This is a genomic window from Kothea flammea (assembly GCF_052161645.1).
Taxonomy (GTDB): Bacteria; Planctomycetota; Planctomycetia; order Pirellulales; family Pirellulaceae; genus Laterigemmans.
Genome location: NZ_CP197414.1, coordinates 6,414,544 through 6,434,363, shown reverse-complemented (window position 1 = coordinate 6,434,363; position 19,820 = coordinate 6,414,544). Strand labels below are relative to the sequence as shown.

At 57.5% G+C, this 19,820-nt stretch carries 12 protein-coding genes and 1 pseudogene; 7 read left to right on the top strand and 6 right to left on the bottom strand.

Features of this window, described 5'->3' with window-relative positions; all coding sequences use genetic code 11:
• Positions 1-14: 14 nt before the first annotated feature.
• Positions 15-260, top strand: a complete 246-nt coding sequence (locus SH139x_RS23940) for a hypothetical protein (RefSeq protein ID WP_488352277.1) — start codon at positions 15-17, stop codon at positions 258-260.
• A gap of 519 nt (positions 261-779) precedes the next feature.
• On the opposite strand, the gene SH139x_RS23935 is transcribed toward SH139x_RS23940, so the two are convergent.
• Positions 780-3,887, bottom strand: coding sequence for a chemotaxis protein CheW (locus tag SH139x_RS23935; protein WP_488352276.1), 3,108 nt, complete (start codon positions 3,885-3,887; stop codon positions 780-782).
• A 329-nt stretch (positions 3,888-4,216) separates the two neighbouring features.
• Between SH139x_RS23935 and SH139x_RS23930 the strand changes: the two are divergent.
• The 3 genes and pseudogenes from SH139x_RS23930 to SH139x_RS23920 form a co-directional block, all read left to right on the top strand.
• Positions 4,217-5,599 (top strand): annotated as a pseudogene (locus SH139x_RS23930) (sulfatase); the annotation flags it as partial.
• Positions 5,600-5,830: 231 nt separating this feature from the next.
• Positions 5,831-7,372: an arylsulfatase gene (locus SH139x_RS23925; protein ID WP_488356072.1), complete on the top strand. Its 1,542-nt coding sequence runs from the start codon at positions 5,831-5,833 to the stop codon at positions 7,370-7,372.
• Positions 7,372-8,880 carry a sulfatase gene (locus SH139x_RS23920; protein ID WP_488352275.1) on the top strand — a complete coding sequence of 503 codons (1,509 nt, stop codon included), beginning with the start codon at positions 7,372-7,374 and terminating at the stop codon, positions 8,878-8,880. The genes SH139x_RS23925 and SH139x_RS23920 overlap by 1 nt, the downstream gene beginning before the upstream one ends.
• On the opposite strand, the gene SH139x_RS23915 is transcribed toward SH139x_RS23920, so the two are convergent.
• Together SH139x_RS23915 and nadB are read right to left on the bottom strand one after the other, a co-directional pair.
• The gene (locus tag SH139x_RS23915; protein ID WP_488352274.1) at positions 8,822-10,243 is read right to left on the bottom strand and encodes a hypothetical protein; all 1,422 of its coding nucleotides are present in this window, start codon (positions 10,241-10,243) and stop codon (positions 8,822-8,824) included. The genes SH139x_RS23920 and SH139x_RS23915 overlap by 59 nt on opposite strands.
• A 118-nt stretch (positions 10,244-10,361) precedes the next feature.
• Entirely contained in the window at positions 10,362-12,005 is a 1,644-nt protein-coding gene (gene nadB / locus SH139x_RS23910) for an L-aspartate oxidase (RefSeq protein ID WP_488352273.1), read from the bottom strand.
• 224 nt (positions 12,006-12,229) lie between these two features.
• Between nadB and pssA the strand changes: the two genes are divergently transcribed.
• The 3 genes from pssA (at position 12,230) to SH139x_RS23895 (ending at position 15,344) form a co-directional block, all read left to right on the top strand.
• Complete coding sequence (gene pssA / locus SH139x_RS23905; protein ID WP_488352272.1) at positions 12,230-13,174, top strand: CDP-diacylglycerol--serine O-phosphatidyltransferase; 945 nt, start codon at positions 12,230-12,232, stop codon at positions 13,172-13,174.
• A gap of 178 nt (positions 13,175-13,352) precedes the next feature.
• Positions 13,353-14,096, top strand: coding sequence for a class I SAM-dependent methyltransferase (locus SH139x_RS23900; RefSeq protein ID WP_488352271.1), 744 nt, complete (start codon positions 13,353-13,355; stop codon positions 14,094-14,096).
• A 255-nt stretch (positions 14,097-14,351) separates the two neighbouring features.
• On the top strand, positions 14,352-15,344 hold the full coding sequence (locus SH139x_RS23895; protein WP_488352270.1) for an NADPH:quinone reductase: 993 nt from the start codon (positions 14,352-14,354) through the stop codon (positions 15,342-15,344).
• A 19-nt stretch (positions 15,345-15,363) separates the two neighbouring features.
• On the opposite strand, the gene SH139x_RS23890 is transcribed toward SH139x_RS23895, so the two are convergent.
• From SH139x_RS23890 to SH139x_RS23880, 3 genes are all read right to left on the bottom strand, one after another.
• Complete coding sequence (locus tag SH139x_RS23890; protein WP_488352269.1) at positions 15,364-16,494, bottom strand: gluzincin family metallopeptidase; 1,131 nt, start codon at positions 16,492-16,494, stop codon at positions 15,364-15,366.
• Positions 16,495-16,673: 179 nt separating this feature from the next.
• Positions 16,674-17,975: a glycosyltransferase gene (locus tag SH139x_RS23885; protein ID WP_488352268.1), complete on the bottom strand. Its 1,302-nt coding sequence runs from the start codon at positions 17,973-17,975 to the stop codon at positions 16,674-16,676.
• A gap of 12 nt (positions 17,976-17,987) precedes the next feature.
• Positions 17,988-19,820, bottom strand: coding sequence for a sigma 54-interacting transcriptional regulator (locus SH139x_RS23880; protein WP_488352267.1), 1,833 nt, complete (start codon positions 19,818-19,820; stop codon positions 17,988-17,990).

Sequence of the window (19,820 nt, the reverse complement as noted above, 5' to 3'; positions counted from 1 at the left end):
CGCGGCGTTTGTCGATGCTCGCAGTGTGTATTGCTGCGGGAGTGATCGCGGCGATGCTGGTCTACGTTGGTGATGCCTTTCGCTGGCCTCACTTCAATCGCCGCGCAGGCTATTTTGGCACGGATTTCATCAGTGGCTTCCTGTATACGATCGGTGATCCGTATGCGATTCGCACAGTCGCATTCCTCTGGTTTTCCTATGCAGCTAGCCTCGTCTTCACCGTCTTATTTTTCGCCCGAAGGTTGTACCCAAAACGTTGATCCTGCGATTCGGGTGGAGCGAAGGCAGCGCTCAATCAACCGCCATCTAAAGTGCTGATGACGGTGAGCCCATACTTGAAAGGTATTCGTTTCACGCTCTTGCCGAATCTTTGCTAGCACCAATTCACGATTCATCGTGGATAACCGATAGCGATCATGACTTAAGAGATTTTCTACAGTATCCGACCGAACTGAAGCCATGGCCATAAAAACGAACGACTGGGTGCGACCTTACTTTGCTGGCATTTGGCGAGTTCTCTCGGAGGTGCCGACACACTACGAGATGTGAACTTCGCTTGACGGGTTGCGTTCAACCCATTCATCCCACGAGCCAGTCCGAACAACATGTAAAGCCTTTGCTGACCCCGCAGCAGTGCTACTTCCCCAGCACTAGCCTCAAGGAGCTTGGGGTTGCTTCGCGAGACTCCTCAAGCGGCCGAATTCGATCGTGTCGGCTCGCTTGATTGACGATTTAGGTTTGCTGTATTTCAGCATCTGCGTGAGTCTGCCGACTGCCTGTTAGGCCGCTGACAGGTTTAACAAGCGGTCGGTGTCGAGCAACGTCACCAAGCTTTCTTCGACGCGAGCGACGCTGGAGGCAAAGCGACGGAAGGAAGGCCGGATCGTGCAAGGAACTGCTTCACGGGCCGTGCTGGGGATGTCGACCACATCACCGACCGCGTCGACCAGGAGGCCGAAGGCGCCCCACGGTCCTTGCACCACCACGTTGCAGCTGGCCGTTTCGGCGACCGTGTTCAGTTGCAACCGCTGCCGCAGATCGATGGCCGTGACAATTTGGCCGCGTAGATTCAACAGCCCTTGCACGTCGTCGGCCAAGTAGGGAACCGAGGAGATGCCACCGGCGATCAAGACTTCTTGGACTGCCGTGACGGGGAGGCCAAAGTGATGGCCACTGACCGTAAAGCTGACGTACTGGTCATTGCGGCAGACCGTCGGCGCGTAGTCTTCATGCGCTTTGGCGGGCATACCGCTGACCCCACGGGGCGAATGCTCGGCCCACTGTTCTTGCAATGCTGAGAACAGCCAATCCATTTCGCCACCGGTAACCGGGATTCCAGCCATCGCCAACATGCTGGCAATATCGCCCGGCAACGCCTCGGGCATACCGGTGACGGCGGCAGCCAATTGGCCGTTACCGCGACGATAGGTTAGCTCGCTCCACCAAGCTCTCCAGGCCCGCGTGTCTTGCCCCGTGCTGCAGAGCACGCCGGCTGTCTTGCGACCACCTTCCAGGAAGGCCAGAGCTTCGCTGACATCGGTAAAGCTTCGCACCGGGTAGCCAAAGCGGCTGGCGGGTTCTGTAAGGAACTCAGTCTCGATCGGATTCTCCGAAACCAACATCAGCACTGGATCTCGCTCGATCCGTTTTACGGCGCTGGCCAGGAAGTGCCGCGGATCTAACAACTCGATGATCTCATCATTCATCAAAGCTGATCCCAAGATACCAGGCTGACTAGACTCGAAACGCAGCTCGATTTCGGCATCTTTAATGTCATGAATCGATTGGATCATCAGGCCGATCGTGCGATGTTCGTCACTGAACACGACCACCGGCTGGACCCCGCTGGCATGTTCGCTGTTGCTTGACAGCGGCACAAGCGGCAGAATATCGTTCCGATAGCTAACTGCCCGAGTGTTGCCATTATGATTAATTGCGCTGACCGGAAATTCTTCCAACCGAGAGACTTGTGCCAGCGAGATACCGATCGGATTTTCCCCACCATCCTCGATCAATAGGATGCGACTGGTGGCTGGACCAGCGGCGGCTCCACTCTTGATTTTTGCTTCCGCTTCGGAGACTGCGGCAAAGTCGATTCCCTCTTGTCGCACCAAACTCTCTGAATCGAGAATCATGATCACTTGACCGTCGCCCAGGATCGTGGCTCCTTGATACAGCCCTTCGCTTTGCACCGAGGCACCGACCGGCTTGACGACAATCTCCTCGGTGTCCAGCACGCGGTCGACGACCAGGCCGATGTCGTGGTTGTCGACTTGTACGACCACGATCGTCGATTCCTCGGCGATCTGATCGGCCGCGCCAAAGGGTTGGGCCGACAGCCCCAACACGTCGGACAGACGCAGCAATGGCAACAAGCGATCGCGGCGACGGAACAGCGCGCGATCTTGCAACCACGCCAAGCGTTCGTCGTTGTGTCCGTTGAGCGCCACCAATTCCACAATACCAACTTGCGGAATGGCAAACATGCTGTTTTCCGATTTAACCAACAACGCCGAGATGATCGCCAGCGTCAGTGGAATCCGGACCTTCAGCGTCGTTCCCCGGCCGATTTGGGAGAAGACTTCGACCCCACCGCCAATGCTCTCAATCGCGGTGCGGACCACATCCATACCAACGCCGCGCCCCGACAAGTTACTGATCTTATCAGCGGTCGAAAAGCCCGGTTCAAAGATATATTGCAAGACGTCATGATCAGACAGTTGATGTGCGGTCGCCTGAGGAACCAATCCCCGCTCGATTGCGCGTTGCAAGACTTTATTGCGATCCACACCGCCACCGTCATCGCTGATCTCAATGATCACTTGGCCCGATTCATGGAACGCCCGCAAGGCAATGTTACCATGCCGTGTTTTGCCATTGGCAACGCGTTCGTCGGGTGATTCAATACCATGGTCGGCCGAGTTGCGAAGCATGTGAGTGAGCGGATCACGAATTGCTTCGAGCACGGTCCGGTCCAGCTCCGTTGACTCTCCGGTGAGGGTCAGCTCGAGCGGTTTTCCGGTCGCTTTGGAGAGTTCCCGCACCATCCGCGGCAGTTTGTTCCAAACCGTGCTGATCGGCTGCATGCGGGTCTTCATGATCCCTTCTTGCAATTCCGTCGTAACACGATTCAGTTGGCTGATCGGGTTATAATATTGTGAGTCTTGATCGTGGCGGGACAATTGCAACAGCTCGTTGCGAGTCAACACTAACTCGCCGACGAGGTTCATCAAGTCATCAAGCACGTCGGTGCTGATCCGGACCGTCATGTCAGCGATCGAACTGACCGACTCGCCACCTTTGGTAGCAGCTGGTTTTGAGATTGGCGCGCCGTCTGCGGATCCATTCATGTTTTGCGCGTTGTTTGCTGCTGAGCTGCCGGCCGTTGTCGCAAGGCCCGCCGCCGCACCCATAGCTTCCTGATCAAGCATTTCGTCTGTCCCCGCTTCTAGCTCCGTTTCAACGTCGTCGGAAGAGATAACTCGCCCAGCCGGGGATGGTTTGTAAGAGCCTTCCGCGATTTCGTTCAGGCGGCTGATCGCCGCCGCGATGTCAACGGTAGGTTCGGTGCCTTCCGCTTCCACCCCGTTGAGCAGTTCCTTGATCAGATCAACGCCACTCAGCACGTCACTGATCACGTCGCTGGTCACAGCCAATTGACCATCGCGCATCTTACCCAGCACCGTTTCGGTGGCGTGCGCCACCGATTCCAACTGATGCAAACTCATGAAACCACAGCTTCCCTTGATCGTATGGATCGCACGGAAGATGGCCGACATCAGATCGCCTCGCGAGGGATCTTTTTCAAGCGCCACGATGTCGTTGTCCAGTTGCTCCAGCCCCTCGAAGCTTTCCTGCAAAAACTCCTTCAATAATTCCGCATCCATTCGACTTTCTCCGCTGCCGGGTGCCCCACCGCCTAGGTTTCCTAACCACGATGTCCTCCATCGCAGACGACCTACCGGAAGACCATCGGGCGCATCGCAACAGGCAAATGAGGCAAGGGCTACCGATTGCACAAAGCTTTGCGACTGGGCAATCTCGCATTCCAGGCAATTAGTACAAACGGCATTTTTTCACCAGGCGTCAAGCACGGGGATCATGTGCCACCGATTCATCGAGCGAAAAAAACGAAATCTCCCTCTCCCCTCAATCGCGACGGCGGGGAGATTATAATCAAGGAGTCTTTTTTCATACCACGGAAGCCATTTTCACAATGCATCGTGTCATCCAACTGCTTACGATCCTGGTCTTCAGTTCGCAAGCCCTCGCAGCCAGCGATCCCCAAACATCATCTCAGCCCAACGCATCATCCCAGCCCAACGTGTTGTTCATCGCGATGGACGACCTGAATGATTGGATTGGCTGCCTGGGTGGGCATCCGCAATCGATCACCCCCAACCTGGATCGGTTGGCCGCCAGCGGGGTGTTATTTACCAACGCACACTGCCCAGCGCCCGCATGCAATCCCTGTCGCTCAGCCGTCTTCACCGGAAAAGCCCCAAATCGATCGGGCTTGTATGACAATCGCCAGAACATGCGCGAAGTGATGCCCACCGAGCCCATCATTCCTAAATATTTGCGGGAGCATGGCTATTACGCGGCCGGTTCGGGAAAGTTGCTGCATTACTTCATCGATGCACGGTCGTGGGATGAGTACTTTCCCAAGGCCGAATCCGAAAACCCGTTTCCGGCCACCTTTTATCCGCAGCAACGCCCGGTCAACCTCAAACGTGGTGGCCCGTGGCAGTACGTGGAAACCGATTGGGCCGCTTTGGATGTGACCGACGAAGAGTTCGGTGGCGACTGGTCGGTCAGCCAATGGATTGGCGAACAACTGGGCAAAGAACACGACCAGCCATTCTTCCTCGGGTGTGGACTCTACCGGCCGCATGAACCTTGGTTCGTTCCTAAGAAGTATTTCGAGCCTTTCCCGCTGGAGTCCATCCAACTACCCCCCGGTTATTTGGAAAACGACTTGGATGATGTTCCCAAAGCCGGCCAACAAGCTGCCCGAAATCGCTATTTCCAGCATATTTTAGCAGAGGACCAATGGAAGCAAGGCATCCAGGGCTATCTCGCTTCAATCCATTTCGCCGATGCCATGCTAGGCCGAGTGCTCGATGCCCTCGAATCGGGACCCAATGCAAAGAACACCATTGTCGTGCTCTGGTCCGATCATGGTTGGCAACTGGGTGAGAAAGAACACTGGCAAAAGTATACGCCCTGGCGAGCCGTGACGCGAGTTCCTTTGATGATTCGTGTTCCTGAACAAACAAGCGATGCCTTGCCCAGCGGAACGCAGGCGGGAACCGTCTGTGACGCGCCAGTAAATTTGCTCAGCCTGTTCCCCACGCTGCTTGACCTTTGCAAACTTCCACCGAACCCAAACAGCGACGGCCCCAGCCTACTCCCTTTGCTAACTGACCCAGCAGCGAGCGACTGGGAACATGATTCTGTCACCTTTCTATCTAAACCTAATACTTATGCTATCAGTGGTCGCACACATCGTTACATTCATTATGCCGATGGTGGCGAGGAACTCTATGATATTCGCAAAGATCCTTATGAATGGACAAACCTAGCAGGCGATCCCGCATCACAGCAGCAACTTGTCCAGTTCCGAAGAACAGGCCCCAGTGAATTCGCCGAGCGAATCGAACCGTCCATCCAGTCGCTTGGTAGGCTAGCTTGGCATCCGGCAACCACGGGAGCGGTCCCTCCGTCAAAACCTGACGGTAATCCATTCCCGGTTCATTTCCGCAACCAACAGCGACAAGCGGTCGAATTGTTTTGGCGCAGTCCCTCAGGCGAGCAAAAGTCTTATGGCATGATCGAGCCAGGTCGGACAAAAACACAAGCAACGCGCCCGGGTGCCGTCTGGGCCATAGCCAACGCGAATGGAAATCAGACTCTCGGTCATTTTGTCATCGGTGACAGAACGGCCCAAGCGGTGATTCCCGCAAACCAACCAAACATCATCTTCATGATGGCCGATGACCTCGGCTACGGGGACCTCGGTTGCTATGGCCAGCAGGTGATCCAGACGCCACGCCTCGACCAAATGGCCGCCGAAGGTATGAAGTTCACCGATTTCTACGCTGGAAATACGGTCTGCGCACCGTCGCGTGCGGTGTTGATGACGGGGATGCACATGGGACACGTGCACGTGCGTGGTAACGCGGGTGGCCCCGACATGTCGAAACAGACATTACGAGATGAAGACATCACCGTTGCCGAAGTACTCAAAGCCGCTGGTTACCGCACTGGCATCAGCGGTAAATGGGGACTCGGAGATTTCGCTCCCGGTGGCGAAAGTGGGCTTCCGGCGAATCAAGGTTTCGATTTCTCCTACGGCTATCTAAACCAAGTTCACGCTCATAACTATTATCCGGAATTTTTGTGGCGGGGCGATGTCAAAGAGAGCCTCCAAAACGTGGTTCAGCGAGCCGATCGTGCGTACGGCGGATTCACTGGCGGTTGGGCCACGACCAAAGTCGATTATAGTCATGACCTGATCGCCAGCGAAGCCATCGACTTTATCAAACGATACGGTACGGAGGATAGCAAAGCACCGTTCTTCCTCTACCTGTCGATGACGATTCCGCATGCCAACAATGAGTCAGGCAGAGCTCTTGGCAATGGCCAGGAGGTACCCGACTTTAGGCAATACGAAGACAAAGATTGGAGCGATCCCAACAAAGGCCAAGCCGCGATGATCTCGCGGATGGATCGTGACATTGGTCGCATTCTGGACCTGCTCGATACATTGAACATCGCCGAGGAAACGATCGTAATGTTCACCAGTGACAATGGCCCGCACAACGAAGGTGGGCACACACCCGAACTGTTCAACCCCGCCGGCCCCCTGCGAGGAATGAAACGAGCCCTTTACGAAGGCGGCATCCGCGTCCCATTGATCGTGCGTTGGCCCGGGACCACTCCGGCTGGCACGACCTCTGATCACATCGGCTACTTTGGTGATGTGATGGCGACGCTGGCCGAACTGGCAAGCGTCGATGCGCCGGCCAACCTCGATTCAATCAGCTTCGTCCCCACGATTACGGGCAAACCGCAAGCACAACAGCAGCACCCGTACTTGTACTGGGAGTTCTACGAGCAGGGCGGACGTCAAGCGGTTCGCGCCGGGAACTGGAAAGCGGTTCGCCAACCGTGGATGACCGGCCCCACGGAACTTTATGACTTGAGCAACGACATCGGCGAAGAGAACAATCTTGCCGATACGCATCCCGAGGTCGTCGAGCGACTCGAAGCGATGATGGCAGAAGCTCACGTCGAACACCCCAACTGGGAACCCAGGGGTGCGAGCAAACCACGCGCGGATCAGAAACCAAGAGTAAATCAGAACTAATGAAAAACATCATCTTATGCTTCGCCCACCTGGCAACGTTTATACTGGCAGCGACGGTGGGGGCAAACGAACGGCCCAATGTATTACTGATCCTCGTTGACGATCTAAAACCAGCGCTCGGTTGTTACGGGGATCCGCACGCAAAGTCACCCAACATCGATCGCTTAGCCGCCTCTGGAATACGATTCGATATGGCTTACTGCAACCAGGCTGTTTGCGCTCCTTCGCGATTCACGCTGATGCTCGGTGCGCACTCCACATCGACGGGACTGTATGGCCTGGGAAATAATCTGCGAGAGTCGTTCCCCGCGGCAGTTACCATGCCCCAGTATTTCGCCCAGCATGGTTACCGCACCGAGTCACTGGGGAAAGTGTTTCATATCGGCCACGGGAACCAGGGCGACCCCACTTCCTTTAGCGTTCCTCACTTTCATGACAAGGTAATTGAGTACCTTGATCCAGCCAGCACCGAGGGTGGCCAGTTGACTCGTGAGGAAGCCTTTTTTACGAATCAAAAATTAGGCGAGATCCGCTCGCTGCCGCGTGGGGCTGCTTATGAATCGCCCGACGTGGAGGATGCTCAGTACGCCGACGGCCGCGTCGCGAACGAGACGATTCTACGCTTGCGAGCCGCCAAGCAGCGGCGAGTTGCCGACGGAACACCTTTCTTCATCGCCGCTGGATTTGCGCGACCGCACCTGCCGTTCAGCGCGCCGAAGAAGTATTGGGACATGTACGATCCGCATACTTTGCCTTTGCCGGGACATGAAAAACTTCCTGAAAATGCTCCCCGCGTGGCCGGCAAACGGGGCGGTGAAATCGCGAATTACAAACCGGTGCCGACCGATCCTCAAGCCGACTTTGGCGAGCAACTGAAACGCGAACTGATTCACGGATACTACGCCAGCATCAGTTTTGTCGATGCGCAAATCGGTAAAGTGCTTGATGAGTTAAAGGCTTCGGGACTGGCCGAGAACACCATTGTCGTGCTGTGGGGAGACCACGGTTTTCATCTTGGCGATCTGGGGATTTGGACCAAGCACACGAATTACGAACAAGCCAATCGGATTCCGATCTTGATTGCCGCACCGGGAGTAACGACGGCGGGATCGTCGACTGGGCAACTTGCCGAAAGCGTTGACATTTTTCCAACGCTCGCTGAGCTTGCCGGACTGCCCGCCCCAAGCGGTCCGCAACCGATCGATGGAGCGAGTTTAGCTGCCGTGCTGAAAGATCCCACGAAGCGAGTTCGTGATCACGCCTATCATGTTTACCCGCAACAAAAAATAGGCCGCGCGATTCGTACGGAACGCTATCGCTTGGTTGAGTGGAAAGCGGTCGGGGCGCCCGATGACACGGCGGAGTTCGAACTTTATGACTACCAGTTGGATCCTCGGGAGCGAAAGAATTTGGTTGCCGAGTATCCCGCCGTGGTCGCCCGCCTGAAAGTCACCTTGGCCAACTATCCGCAGCCCGTCCCTCGGAATCGCGGCCCAAAGCGCGATTGAGAAAACGCCGCGGCGAAGCATTGAAATAGAACCGCTCGGCTGCTTGACGGATCGCCGGTAAGCCACCGAGTTGTTGCCGCTGGCGTGCGCCGCTAAAGCGACTGGCCGGACCTCGCAATTCGACGTGCAAATCACGATCCAAGCCAGCTTGCTCAGCGACGGCGATCGCCACGCCCAACTGAAAACGATCTTGCGGGTAAATCGGTGCCCCCACGCTACCCAACGACCAACGATCGAGCGGCAGGCGGACCCAACCGGGCTGGTCCACCTCGCTGGCTTGCGAATTGGCGTCCAGTTCGCGTTGCAGACTGGCCGGTAAACGCGTCACCGCAGCGGTCGAAACCCACATTGTTACCCGACTGCTGTGCGGAGCATACAAAGCCCACGCGGGCCAATGGTCCCAATAACCCCAACGCTCACCGATCGGCATGCCCAGCATCACCAACACCAACGCGAAACCAGTTCGACTGCCTGGCAGCAACAAGCTGGACCATGATGATGGGGATGATGATTGAACCGGGCCAAACAACAGCAAGACTTGCGCGATGAAATACAAATTCCAGAGCAGCACGGCGGGTAGATGGTTCAAGCCGACTGGCCCCAACACGAGCAACAGCACGCAGTGCATGGCGACCGCCAGCCCGACTCCAATTTGGCCGATCCCAATTGGGCCCATGCGAAAACGGTGACTAGCAAAGCGGTGACTGCTAAAGCCAATCAACAACCCAGCCAGCAACAGCCCAGCCACCAACAACTCCACCAACGGCGGCAGCACGGCCAGCGAGTGCTCCAAAGTGGGGCTGGTCGCGGCGGCTAAATCCCAGCCCACGAAGCGGGCCAGTTGAGTGACCATATCGGCACCGACGGTATGGACGAATTGAAAGTCAAATTTGCTGACCGCCGACCAGAAATAAATACCGATAGTCAACAACCTCGCTAGAGTGAGCATGGCCGCCGGCCTGGCGATGGCGAACAGCACCGTCAGCGCGGCAAATTGATAAGCCCAAGGTTGCAGCCGATGTTGATCGGTGATCACCGCCAGCAACCAACCGAGCGGCAAGCCCCAAGCAGCTCGCCGTATCCAGTCTTGCCGTATCCAGTCTTGCCAACAAGTCACCGCAGTCGCATCGGACGCACCGGTAGGAGATTGTCCCGGAGGTGAGTCAGCAAACAGTAAAGAGATGAGCCCCAGCAACATGCTGGCCAGTGCCAACCATTGCGGCCAAGCGGACCAAGCCGTTACCTCGGGCAATCCCCAAGGCTGGCCCAACAATGGCACTTGAGGAAACTCGGATTGTGGAATCCAAAGCCGCCAAGTTGCCGCCATTAAGGCGATGCCAAACAGGCCCACGCAACGCCGCAACCAGCGTCTCCGCGTTGAGCAATCGGCGAAAGATTGCAGGGCTGGAGAGTACGGCGCTGGAGATCGCGGGGCTGGAGAATTCTCCGTGAGCGGATTTTGCGTTGGCATCCGAGAGGTTTCAATCGGGGGCGATCAGCGGACCGAGGCGAGGTCTACCGCCGTCGACATCGACTCGCATGCAAATATGTCGCCGCCAAGCCGCGTCGTTGGGTTGAGGGAAATCGCTGCGAAAATGGACACCCCGAGATTCTTCCCTGAGCAGTGCCGCGCGGGCCATCAGCCGCGCGGTGGTGAGCAAATTCTGCAGTTCCCAGCCAACCGGCTCGTCAAACCTTCTCCGCAGCGCGTAGACGCAAAAGGAATCGAGCGAATCGACCGCTTCGCGAAGTCCATCGGCGGAGCGTTCGACACCGATCAAACGTCCCGCCAAACTTTTGACCGCCGCCCGCACGTCAGCCACATCGATCGCTTCGCTGCTGGTTTCTTCGCCAGCCCAACTTTCAATCGGCAGGGCCCGCATTTGATCGGGCATCTCGGCGGCCGCTCGCGAGGCGCCTTCGCCCGCGTGGGCACCGTAGACCAGCCCTTCGAGCAGACTGTTGCTGGCCAGACGATTTGCCCCGTGCAGACCCGAGCTGGTGACTTCACCAGCGGCCCACAAACCGGGCAACGTTGATCTACCTTGCAGGTCGACCGTGACGCCACCAATCATGTAATGCGCCCCCGGGCGAACCGGAATGCGGTCAGTGGTGATGTCGAGTTCGAATTTGCGGCAGACTTTGGCGATGCCTGGAAACCGCCGCAGGACCAACTCGGAATCGAGATGCGAAAGATCAAGGTACACGTTGGAACTGTGCGTGGCCGCCATTTGACGCACAATCGATTGGCTGACGACATCTCGCGGCGCCAGTTCGGCTCGCGGATCGTAGTCGGGCATGAAACGATGCCCATTGTTGTCGACGAGATAAGCTCCCTCACCACGAATCGCCTCGGTCATCAAGAACCGCGAGCTGCCCGCGATGTACAAGACCGTGGGATGGAACTGGATAAATTCCATGTCACGCAGTTCGGCTCCGGCGCGGAAAGCGGCTGCGTAACCATCGGCCGTAGCGACCGGGGGATTGGTCGATTCGCGGAAGACTTGCCCCGCGCCGCCGGTGCAAATAATTGTCTGCTTGGCCCACACCAACATCGGCGGGCCATCGCTGCGTTTGATAATCGCACCGTGACAGCGTCCATCATGGGTCAGCAAATCCAAGGTAAAAGCGTGTTCCCAGATCTCAATATTTTCTCGCTGGCGAGTTTGTTCGATCACCGCTCGCATGATCTCTTTGCCAGTCGCATCTCCCAAGGCATGCACGATGCGATGGTGGCTATGTCCGCCTTCACGGCCAAGCGTAAAGCTGCCGGCCAGTTCATCAAAGCGAGTTCCCCAGTTGACCAGTTCTTCAATCCTGCGGGGACCATCGCGGACCACCATGTCGACCACTGGCCGCTCGCACAGATTGCCACCTGCCGACAACGTATCGGAGACGTGGTCCTCGAAGCAATCTTCCGGATCAATCACACCGGCGATTCCGCCTTGGGCGTAGTGGCTGTTCGATTCGCGCAATTGATCTTTGGTGACAACCAGCACCGACTGGTTGGAAGCGGCAGCCATGGAAGCCCGCAGGCCGGCCAAACCTCCCCCGATGATCAGGAGATCGGTGAAATAGTGTGGCATGCGTTTCGGTTTGAACGCCACCAAGTAGCGAGGCAACATGAAGGTGATTCAAAAATTAGAGGAGCCGGGGCCTGACGACGAACCGTCGGTGGTTTGATAAGATAACAAGTTCTGCGGTCCGTTCGATTCCTCTTCGCTGAAGACGTGCCACCGATTAAGCTGGGAATGCGGACTGAGCTGATTTTGCCGCGGCAGCCCGGTTTGGAGGATAATGCACAGATGAGTCCGCGTGACAGCACCGAGGAAGATATTGCATGAGCGAAATGCGGAAGCCCGTATGGCGACAGCGGCGTCGGTTGGGCCCCAAGCGGCGGTTAACCCTGGCGGTGCTACCCACCATGCTGACCCTCGGCAACGGTACCTGCGGTTTGGCGGCAATCGCCGTGGCCGTCAGCGATACCTTGCTGTGGACCGAGGAGATCAAACTGCAAGTTGCCGGAGTGCTGATCTTTGCCGGTATGCTGTTCGATGCTTTTGACGGGCACGCGGCCCGGATGACCAACCAATCGAGCGAATTCGGCGCCCAACTCGACAGCCTCTGTGACGCGATCACGTTTGGTACCGCCCCGGCGGTCATCATTTGGCGATACAGCGAGGTCTTGCCACACCGTTTGTCCTGGACGGTGGGGGTGCTATTTACCTTGTGCGTGCTGCTGCGGCTGGCCCGATTCAATGTTGAAACCAAAGAAGACGACCCCCACGACAGCTTCTTCGGCTTGCCCAGCCCGGCCGCCGCCGGTGCGCTTGCCTCGTTTGCCATTGCGGTGCCCCGCTTGGCCAGCTTTCAGAGTGAAGCATACAGCCCAAGAATTCAGCATCTGGCGACTTGGGGGCTGCAAGCGTCTCATTACCTGCTGCCGCTGCTGGCCGTGGTGCTGGCTTACCTGATGGTTTCCCGCGTGCGTTATCCGCACGTCTTTAATCAACTTTTTGGCGGCAGAAGACCACCGCACCAAATCGGCCAAGCGATTTTCGCATGCGTCGGGCTGTTCATTCTCCACGAGTTGGTGCTGCCGCTGGGCTTTTGCTATTTCGCTTTTGCTTCGCCGCTGAAGGAGTTGCTGCGGCGGTATCGAGGCCAGCCCCAAGCCGTCGCTGGCGAGCGGACTCCCCGACTGAAACGCCAACTTGAATCCAAAAGCGGTAACAATTTTGCCGATGCTGTGGCGAATAAATCGGCAGATGCCAAGGGCGACGCACCAACATAGCAACGTAAAATCGGATCTCCAGCGGGCTGTTCAGCAGTTTGTTCAGTGTGCTGCGGGGATCGCTCGGGTGTCACAGTTGCGTAAAAGTCGGCAAAATTATTTTGCACGGGTGTTGGTTTAGGCTCTAGGAATGCTGATAATCATTCGGTCTTTTACAAGATCGGGCAACGGAGGAAGTATGCGAGTCATTGGACCACCGAAAAAGAGTCGCCATTCAGACCGCGACAAACGCCACGCGGGAATTCGGCGATTTGCTGACCGCGTGCGGGTTCGCAAGCATGCCACGGCGGACTTGCCTCAAAGCGAGAACAGCGCCCTGTATCGGCAATTCACCCCCGCCTATGAATTGCTCTTTCCGTTGCTGGTTCGTAAACGCATTTGGAGCGCCATTCGTCAGCTAAATTTGCGCCCCGGAACGCGGACACTCGAAGTGGGTGTCGGCACCGGGACATCGCTGCAAGCTTATCCTCACGATGTGCAGGTCACGGGCATTGACCTTTCCCAGGAAATGTTGGCCGTTGCCAAACGCAAGATTGCCGAGGAGGGCTGGGATCACATTCAGGTTCAGCAGGGCAACGCGGAGAAGCTGGAATTCGACGATGCCTCGTTCGACTGCGTGACCTCGTTCCACACCGTCAGCGTCGTTTCCAATCCTGAATCGATGATGCGAGAAATCGCTCGCGTCGTGCGTCCCGGCGGCAAGGTTTTGGTGATCAACCATTTTCGCAGCCCGCGACCTTGGTTGGCCAACATGATTGATCGCGCCGATCCGGTGACGCGACATCTTGGCTGGCGAACCGATCTCGAATGCGAAGCGGTCGTGCGATCGCTGCCGCTGGAAGTGGACAAACGCTACAAGACATCCCCCCTTTCGCTGTTCACCGTCGTGCGAGCGACTCGTCTGCCCGATCACGAGGTTTAGTGTGGTCGATGCGCTGGTGTACCGGCTTTAGCCGGCCATGCGTTGGGCAAAAAGTTCGGATAGCGGTGAACGCGCAGGTCACTCAAATCGCCCCCCAACCCCGCAGTTAGTTCGAAAGATAGCTGTGTTATGGACCATCTATTCCTTCGGTCCGCGTTACGGGAGAGTTTCTCCCATCTCGCCTGATCGAGTTGGATATGGGTATCATGGCGTGATCCTGATATGCATCCCCCCAACACGACGGCAGTCAGATCTATGAAGGCAGCGTTCATTCGGGCCACAGGCCCCGCTTCTTGTATTGAAATTGGCGAACTCCCCAACCCGGAACCGGCCCGCGGGCAAGTCCGCGTGCGGATGGAGGCGGTTTCGGTTAACCCCATCGATACCTACATCCGAGCCGGCACGGTCGCAATGGATCTGCCGGATCCTTTCGTAATCGGTTGCGATGGGGCCGGTGTCGTGGAGATGCTGGGCGAGGGAGTCGCCGGATTTCGCGAAGGAGATCGCGTCTGGTTTACCAACCAGGGATTGCTGGGGCGGCAAGGTACATTTGCCGAGTACGCCGTTGTCGATGCACGTTGGCTCTATCCATTGCCCGACGGTGTCGAGCCGACAGCCGCGGCGGCTTGCGCGTTGGTTGGCGTCACGGCCCACTTGGGCCTTAACCGGGAAGCCTGCCTGCGGGCTGACGAGACGGTGCTGGTGATCGGCGGTACCGGGGGTGTGGGTTCGATGGTAGTCCAAATGGCCAAAGCGGCTGGCGCCAAAGTCATCGCCACCGGCGGAGGCGAGGAGAAAGCTCAACTTTGTCGTGAGCTGGGTGCCGATTGGGCAATCGATTATCAGCAAGAAGATATCGTCCAGCGGGTCGAAGAGATCATCCCCGAAGGCGTGAATGTTTTCTGGGAGACCCGCCGCGTACCCGACTTCGATATGGCCGTTCAAACCATGGCCGAACGGGGCAGGATGGTGCTAATGGCCGGACGCGACGCGCGACCTGAATTTCCCGTCGGTCCCTTCTACGTCAAAGAATGCAAACTGCACGGCTTCGTAATGTTCAAAGCATCCTCGGACGAGATGCGAACAGCAGCCGACGATATCAACATGTGGCTGGCTGATGGTAGCCTCAAACCACTGATCGCCAAAGTCCTTCCACTGGAACAAGCAGCCGATGCGCACGCCCTGCAAGAACAAGCCACCATCGAAGGGACTTGCTCCCTGCGAGGAAAAATTGTGCTGACAATCTAGCTGGGTTCAGCGGTCAGGCTTAGCGAAAACGACGAGCCGGGTTCCAAGCCGACGAGCTACCCACCGGCGCGGTGATCGCTCCCAGTTCGGGGCCCGGCTGAGCGGTTGAGTGCGACTTGGGAGGCAGGCCTGTTGCCGCTTCATCCAAAGTCGCTTGACGACGCCGCTGATACCAACCATCACCAGCACTCACGGTTTGGCTAGCGGCTAATCGGGTATCGGCTAACGAGCCGTTCATCGGCTGGTGATTGCTGCCAGCCAATTGCAGCGACGGCGGGTCGCTGGCTGGAAGCGGCGCGGGGCCGAGTTGAATTTTGGCAAATTGTGCGACCGGACCGCTGCCCGCTTGCACCCAAGCCAACCAGTGCTGCTGAAACTCTTCCAAGCTTGCATAGCGATAGTGTTGGCGAACCGCTTGCGTCCAACTGCCTTGTTGAAAGTAAGTTTCGATGAACTTGATGAATTCCTGCGGGCCATTTTGTTCGACTAGAAAACGACAGACCGAATACCCTTGGGCGTACAGCGTTAGCATCTCCGGCGGGTACTCGGTCATCATGAACATCTGATTCATGGGGATGCCCTTGCCCGTCGTCAAAAACTCTTTCAATTTGACGTCGTGCTTCGATTTCTCCGCCACATGTTCGACCGTTGTCGACAAACCTTCATCGGCCCAACGCGGCAAGGGGCGTCCAAAATGAGTCGCCAACACGGTGTGCGTGACTTCATGGGGCAAGACGCTATCGAGGATCCTCTGCGGGGTACCGATGACGACCATCTGAAAATCGCCGACGTGCCCAGGATAACGGTTGTAATTAGTGACACCTTCGCAGGGTCGATTTCCGGCCACCACACGAATCGTGCAGGGGGCTGACCAACGCGGTAACTCTTTACCCAGCCACTGGATAGCCAGCGTCCTGCGGAACTGCTCGGCCGCCTGCGCGACCTGTTGTGCCAGCTCTGGCGTGGGCGCGTCAACGACGGCAAAATTGGCGGTGCGTACAGCTCGATTGGCCGCATCTGCCCTAACGGCAAGACCGTTGAGCAGCGCGATCATCAGCAGGGCCAGTTTGATAAGCGGGGCCAGCTTAATCAGTAGCCGCTGTTCTGGGCAGCTTGTGATCCGAAACTGGAGTGACCAGCGAGCATCCATGCTCCGCCTCTCGGTTTGGGGGTCGTGGCGAATGAGTGTTCGTCGTGAACCAAAGCCTTGGCCCACCGCATGTTGGCGGAGTGTACTTGGCTGATCACTTGAGCGAAATATTGATTTTTTCTATCGCGGAAATCACTCCCCAGCCTCGGGCTAAGCACCACAACACAGGTGCCCAGCGATCAGCCTAGCGATTTGGCTTGCCGCAGAATCTGCTCGGCGGCGCGACCAATCACCACTTCGCTCGCTTCCAGCCGCGCGGCCACAGCGGTTGTCTGGGCGTTAAGCGTTTGCGGATTGGCGAGCAACTTCTTCAGCTTGGCCACCAACTTGCTGGCCGTGATTCCCCGCATCCCCAGTTCATCGCCACAGCCCAACTGACGAATTCGTCGCGCGTTGTCAAATTGATCGAAAGCCATCGGACAGATCAACTGGGGCAAGCCAGCCGCCAACGCTTGGCTGGTCGTGCCGATCCCGCCGTGATGAACTAACAAGCGGCAGTCGGGCAGCAACTGTCCCAACGGCACGTAACTGGCAACCCGCACCGCGTCCGGTCGCTCGGCTGGTACTTGCGTGGGATCTGCCGACAGCATTAAACCGGGGACTCCCATCCGCCGACAGGCCTCGATCGCCGCCGCGAAGAACTTGGTTCCCAAGAGATGTGCCGAGCCCGGGGTGAACACGATCGGCCGGGCGGATAATTGCAATTTAGCTTGCATCGCCGCTGGCAAACGGTTTTCGCCCGCTGGCTGGTCGCCCGCTTCGGGACCATCGTATCGGGGAAACCCGACGCATTGGAAATTCGCCGGCAGATCGGGCGGACCGTACCAGTCAGGAAACAAACCGAGCACGCCATCGGGGGAAAAATACCAAGAGCCCAGCGGGCGCCGCACCGGCGGCAACCCAATCGTGCGACGAACCTCATTCAGCGGCTTTGCCAACCAACGAGTGATCAACAAACGATTAGCCAACCACAACTGAGTTTGTTGCCAGACGGCCGGCCGCCGCATGCCCATCAAGCCGCTGCCAAAACGCGGCGGATCGGCTTGCGAAGGCAAAGCCAGCGGTGCCAAGTGCACGCTCAACTGGCGAATATCGGATCGCTTGTCTCGCCACAATCGGGAAGCGAAATCGAGTGGATGCGAGACCAATACGGTGTTGCCCGGCTCGATCCATTGATCGATCCGTTCCAACAGCCGAGACAAATAAGTGACCACAAACTCGCGGAGCAACAACCTGGGGCCACGGTAAGGATGCCAAATATCAGGGTCAAGCAAATGTTGTTGAAACTCCTCGTGGGAGATCAAGCCGTGCGACTCCAAGCCCAAGGCGTCTGCCAAGTGCTGGTATGACGCTGGCAAGATCACCACCGGCCGCGCTCCCCGCCTCTGCAACTCCGCGGCGATCGCCAAAAACGGATTCACGTCCCCGCGACTGCCCAGCGCAGTAAGGATCACGCGAGCCGGCATTGAGCTGCTGGTCATGGTCGCCGGTTTTTATGGTCGGGGAATATCATGGTCGGCAAGTTTACGGTAGGCGGTGGCGCGACTGATGCCCAGCAGTTTGGCGGCCGCTGCGATGTTGCCGTCGCAGCGGTCGAGCGCTTCGCGAATCAGTTTCTTTTCCCAGTGATCGAGCCGCAGCGTATCCATCGTGCCGGCACCGGCATCTCGCAGCCCCAAGTCCTCCAACTGAATTTCATCCCCTTCACTCATCACGATTGCGCTGTCGATCACATTCCGCAGTTGGCGGACATTCCCCGGCCAGTGATACTCCAGCAATCGCGTACGAGCAGCCGCGGAAAGATGTGCTTGCGGGCGGCCGTGGCGGAGTCGCAAATGTTCCAAGAAGTGGTCGATTAATAATTCGATATCGGTTTCACGATCGCGCAGTGGCGGCACGACCAGTTCGAAGACACTCAAGCGATAATACAAATCCTCGCGAAACTTTTTCTCCCGCACGAACTCTGCCAAGTCGCGGTTGGTCGCCGCCACGACGCGGACATCGACGCGAACCTCTTCGGTGGCACCGACGGGGAGGAAGGGATGTCCCTCGAGGATCCTCAGCATCTTGGCTTGGGCTTCCAACGTCAGCTCACCGACTTCGTCGAGAAACAGCGTGCCGGTGTGCGCTTGTTGGAACCAGCCATTGTGATCTCCGTCGGCGCCGGTGAACGCGCCTTTGCGGTGGCCATATAATTGGCTTTCCACCAGATCGCGAGGAATCGCCGCGCAGTTGACACTCAGCAGCGGCCGGTCGTGCCGTGGGCTGGCTTGATGAACGGCTCGCGCGACCAGTTCCTTGCCCGCGCCGCTCTCGCCGCGAATCAGCACGCAACCGTTGGCGCGCCCAATCCGCTCGACCCGTTCTTTCAAGCGAATCATCACCGGGCTGCTGCCGATCAATTCGTCCGCTTCGGCATTACGATCAGCCAACCGCCGGCGTTCGGCGCGAAGAAAATTACTCTCCCGCGCGTTGGCCAACGCGGCGGCAATCAAGCGGGCGGCGGCGATCGCCAGTTCAAAATCAGCTTGTTCAAAATGCCCTTCCCGGCGATGCAAAACCATCGCGCCGGCAATGCTGTCGGCGGCGAACAGCGGTATTAGAATCGCGTCTCGAGCCAGCTTTTCGGTATCTCCCTCATACGTCGCTTCACCCGCTTCTTTACTGACCCAAATCGCTTCGCCCTGACCAATCATCCTTCTCGCCAGCGTGCGGCTGGGCGTGACCAAGCCGGTTGCCTCCGGCGGCATCACATACTCCGCCGTCAACTGACCGGCCGTCGCCAAACGAAAAAAGCCCAACGCGTCGGCACCCGTCCGGTGACTCAGGAGTGCGGCCGTGGTGTCGATCACTTCATCGGGATCGCCACTCCGCAGCAACTGGATGCTGAGTTGATACAAGTCGAGCAAGTTCCCCGCCTGAGCCGCTTCCCGCAGCGGATCGGTCGGCAACAACTCGTGACCGCCATGCGTTTGCAACGCCCGGTCAGCAACAATCGTTTGCGTATTGGGACTTTCCACAAAGGCATCTTCGGGCACATCCACGAACTGCATCTCCGTGCCGCCGACGCGGATCAACGTCTTGTCGAGCAACATCGCGTGGTCCGTCTTCTGACCATTCACAGCAGTCCCATTGCGGCTCTTGTTGTCGCGAATTTGCCAGTTGCCTTCCTCGAAATATAGCACCGCGTGGAAACGTGAACTGATCGGATCGGTCAACATGATTTCACAACTCGTGCCCCGCCCAATGTGCATGGGACGTTCCGGATCGAGCGGATATTTGCGACCTGAGTCAGGCCCGGTGCGGACCGATATAAAAGCGACCAT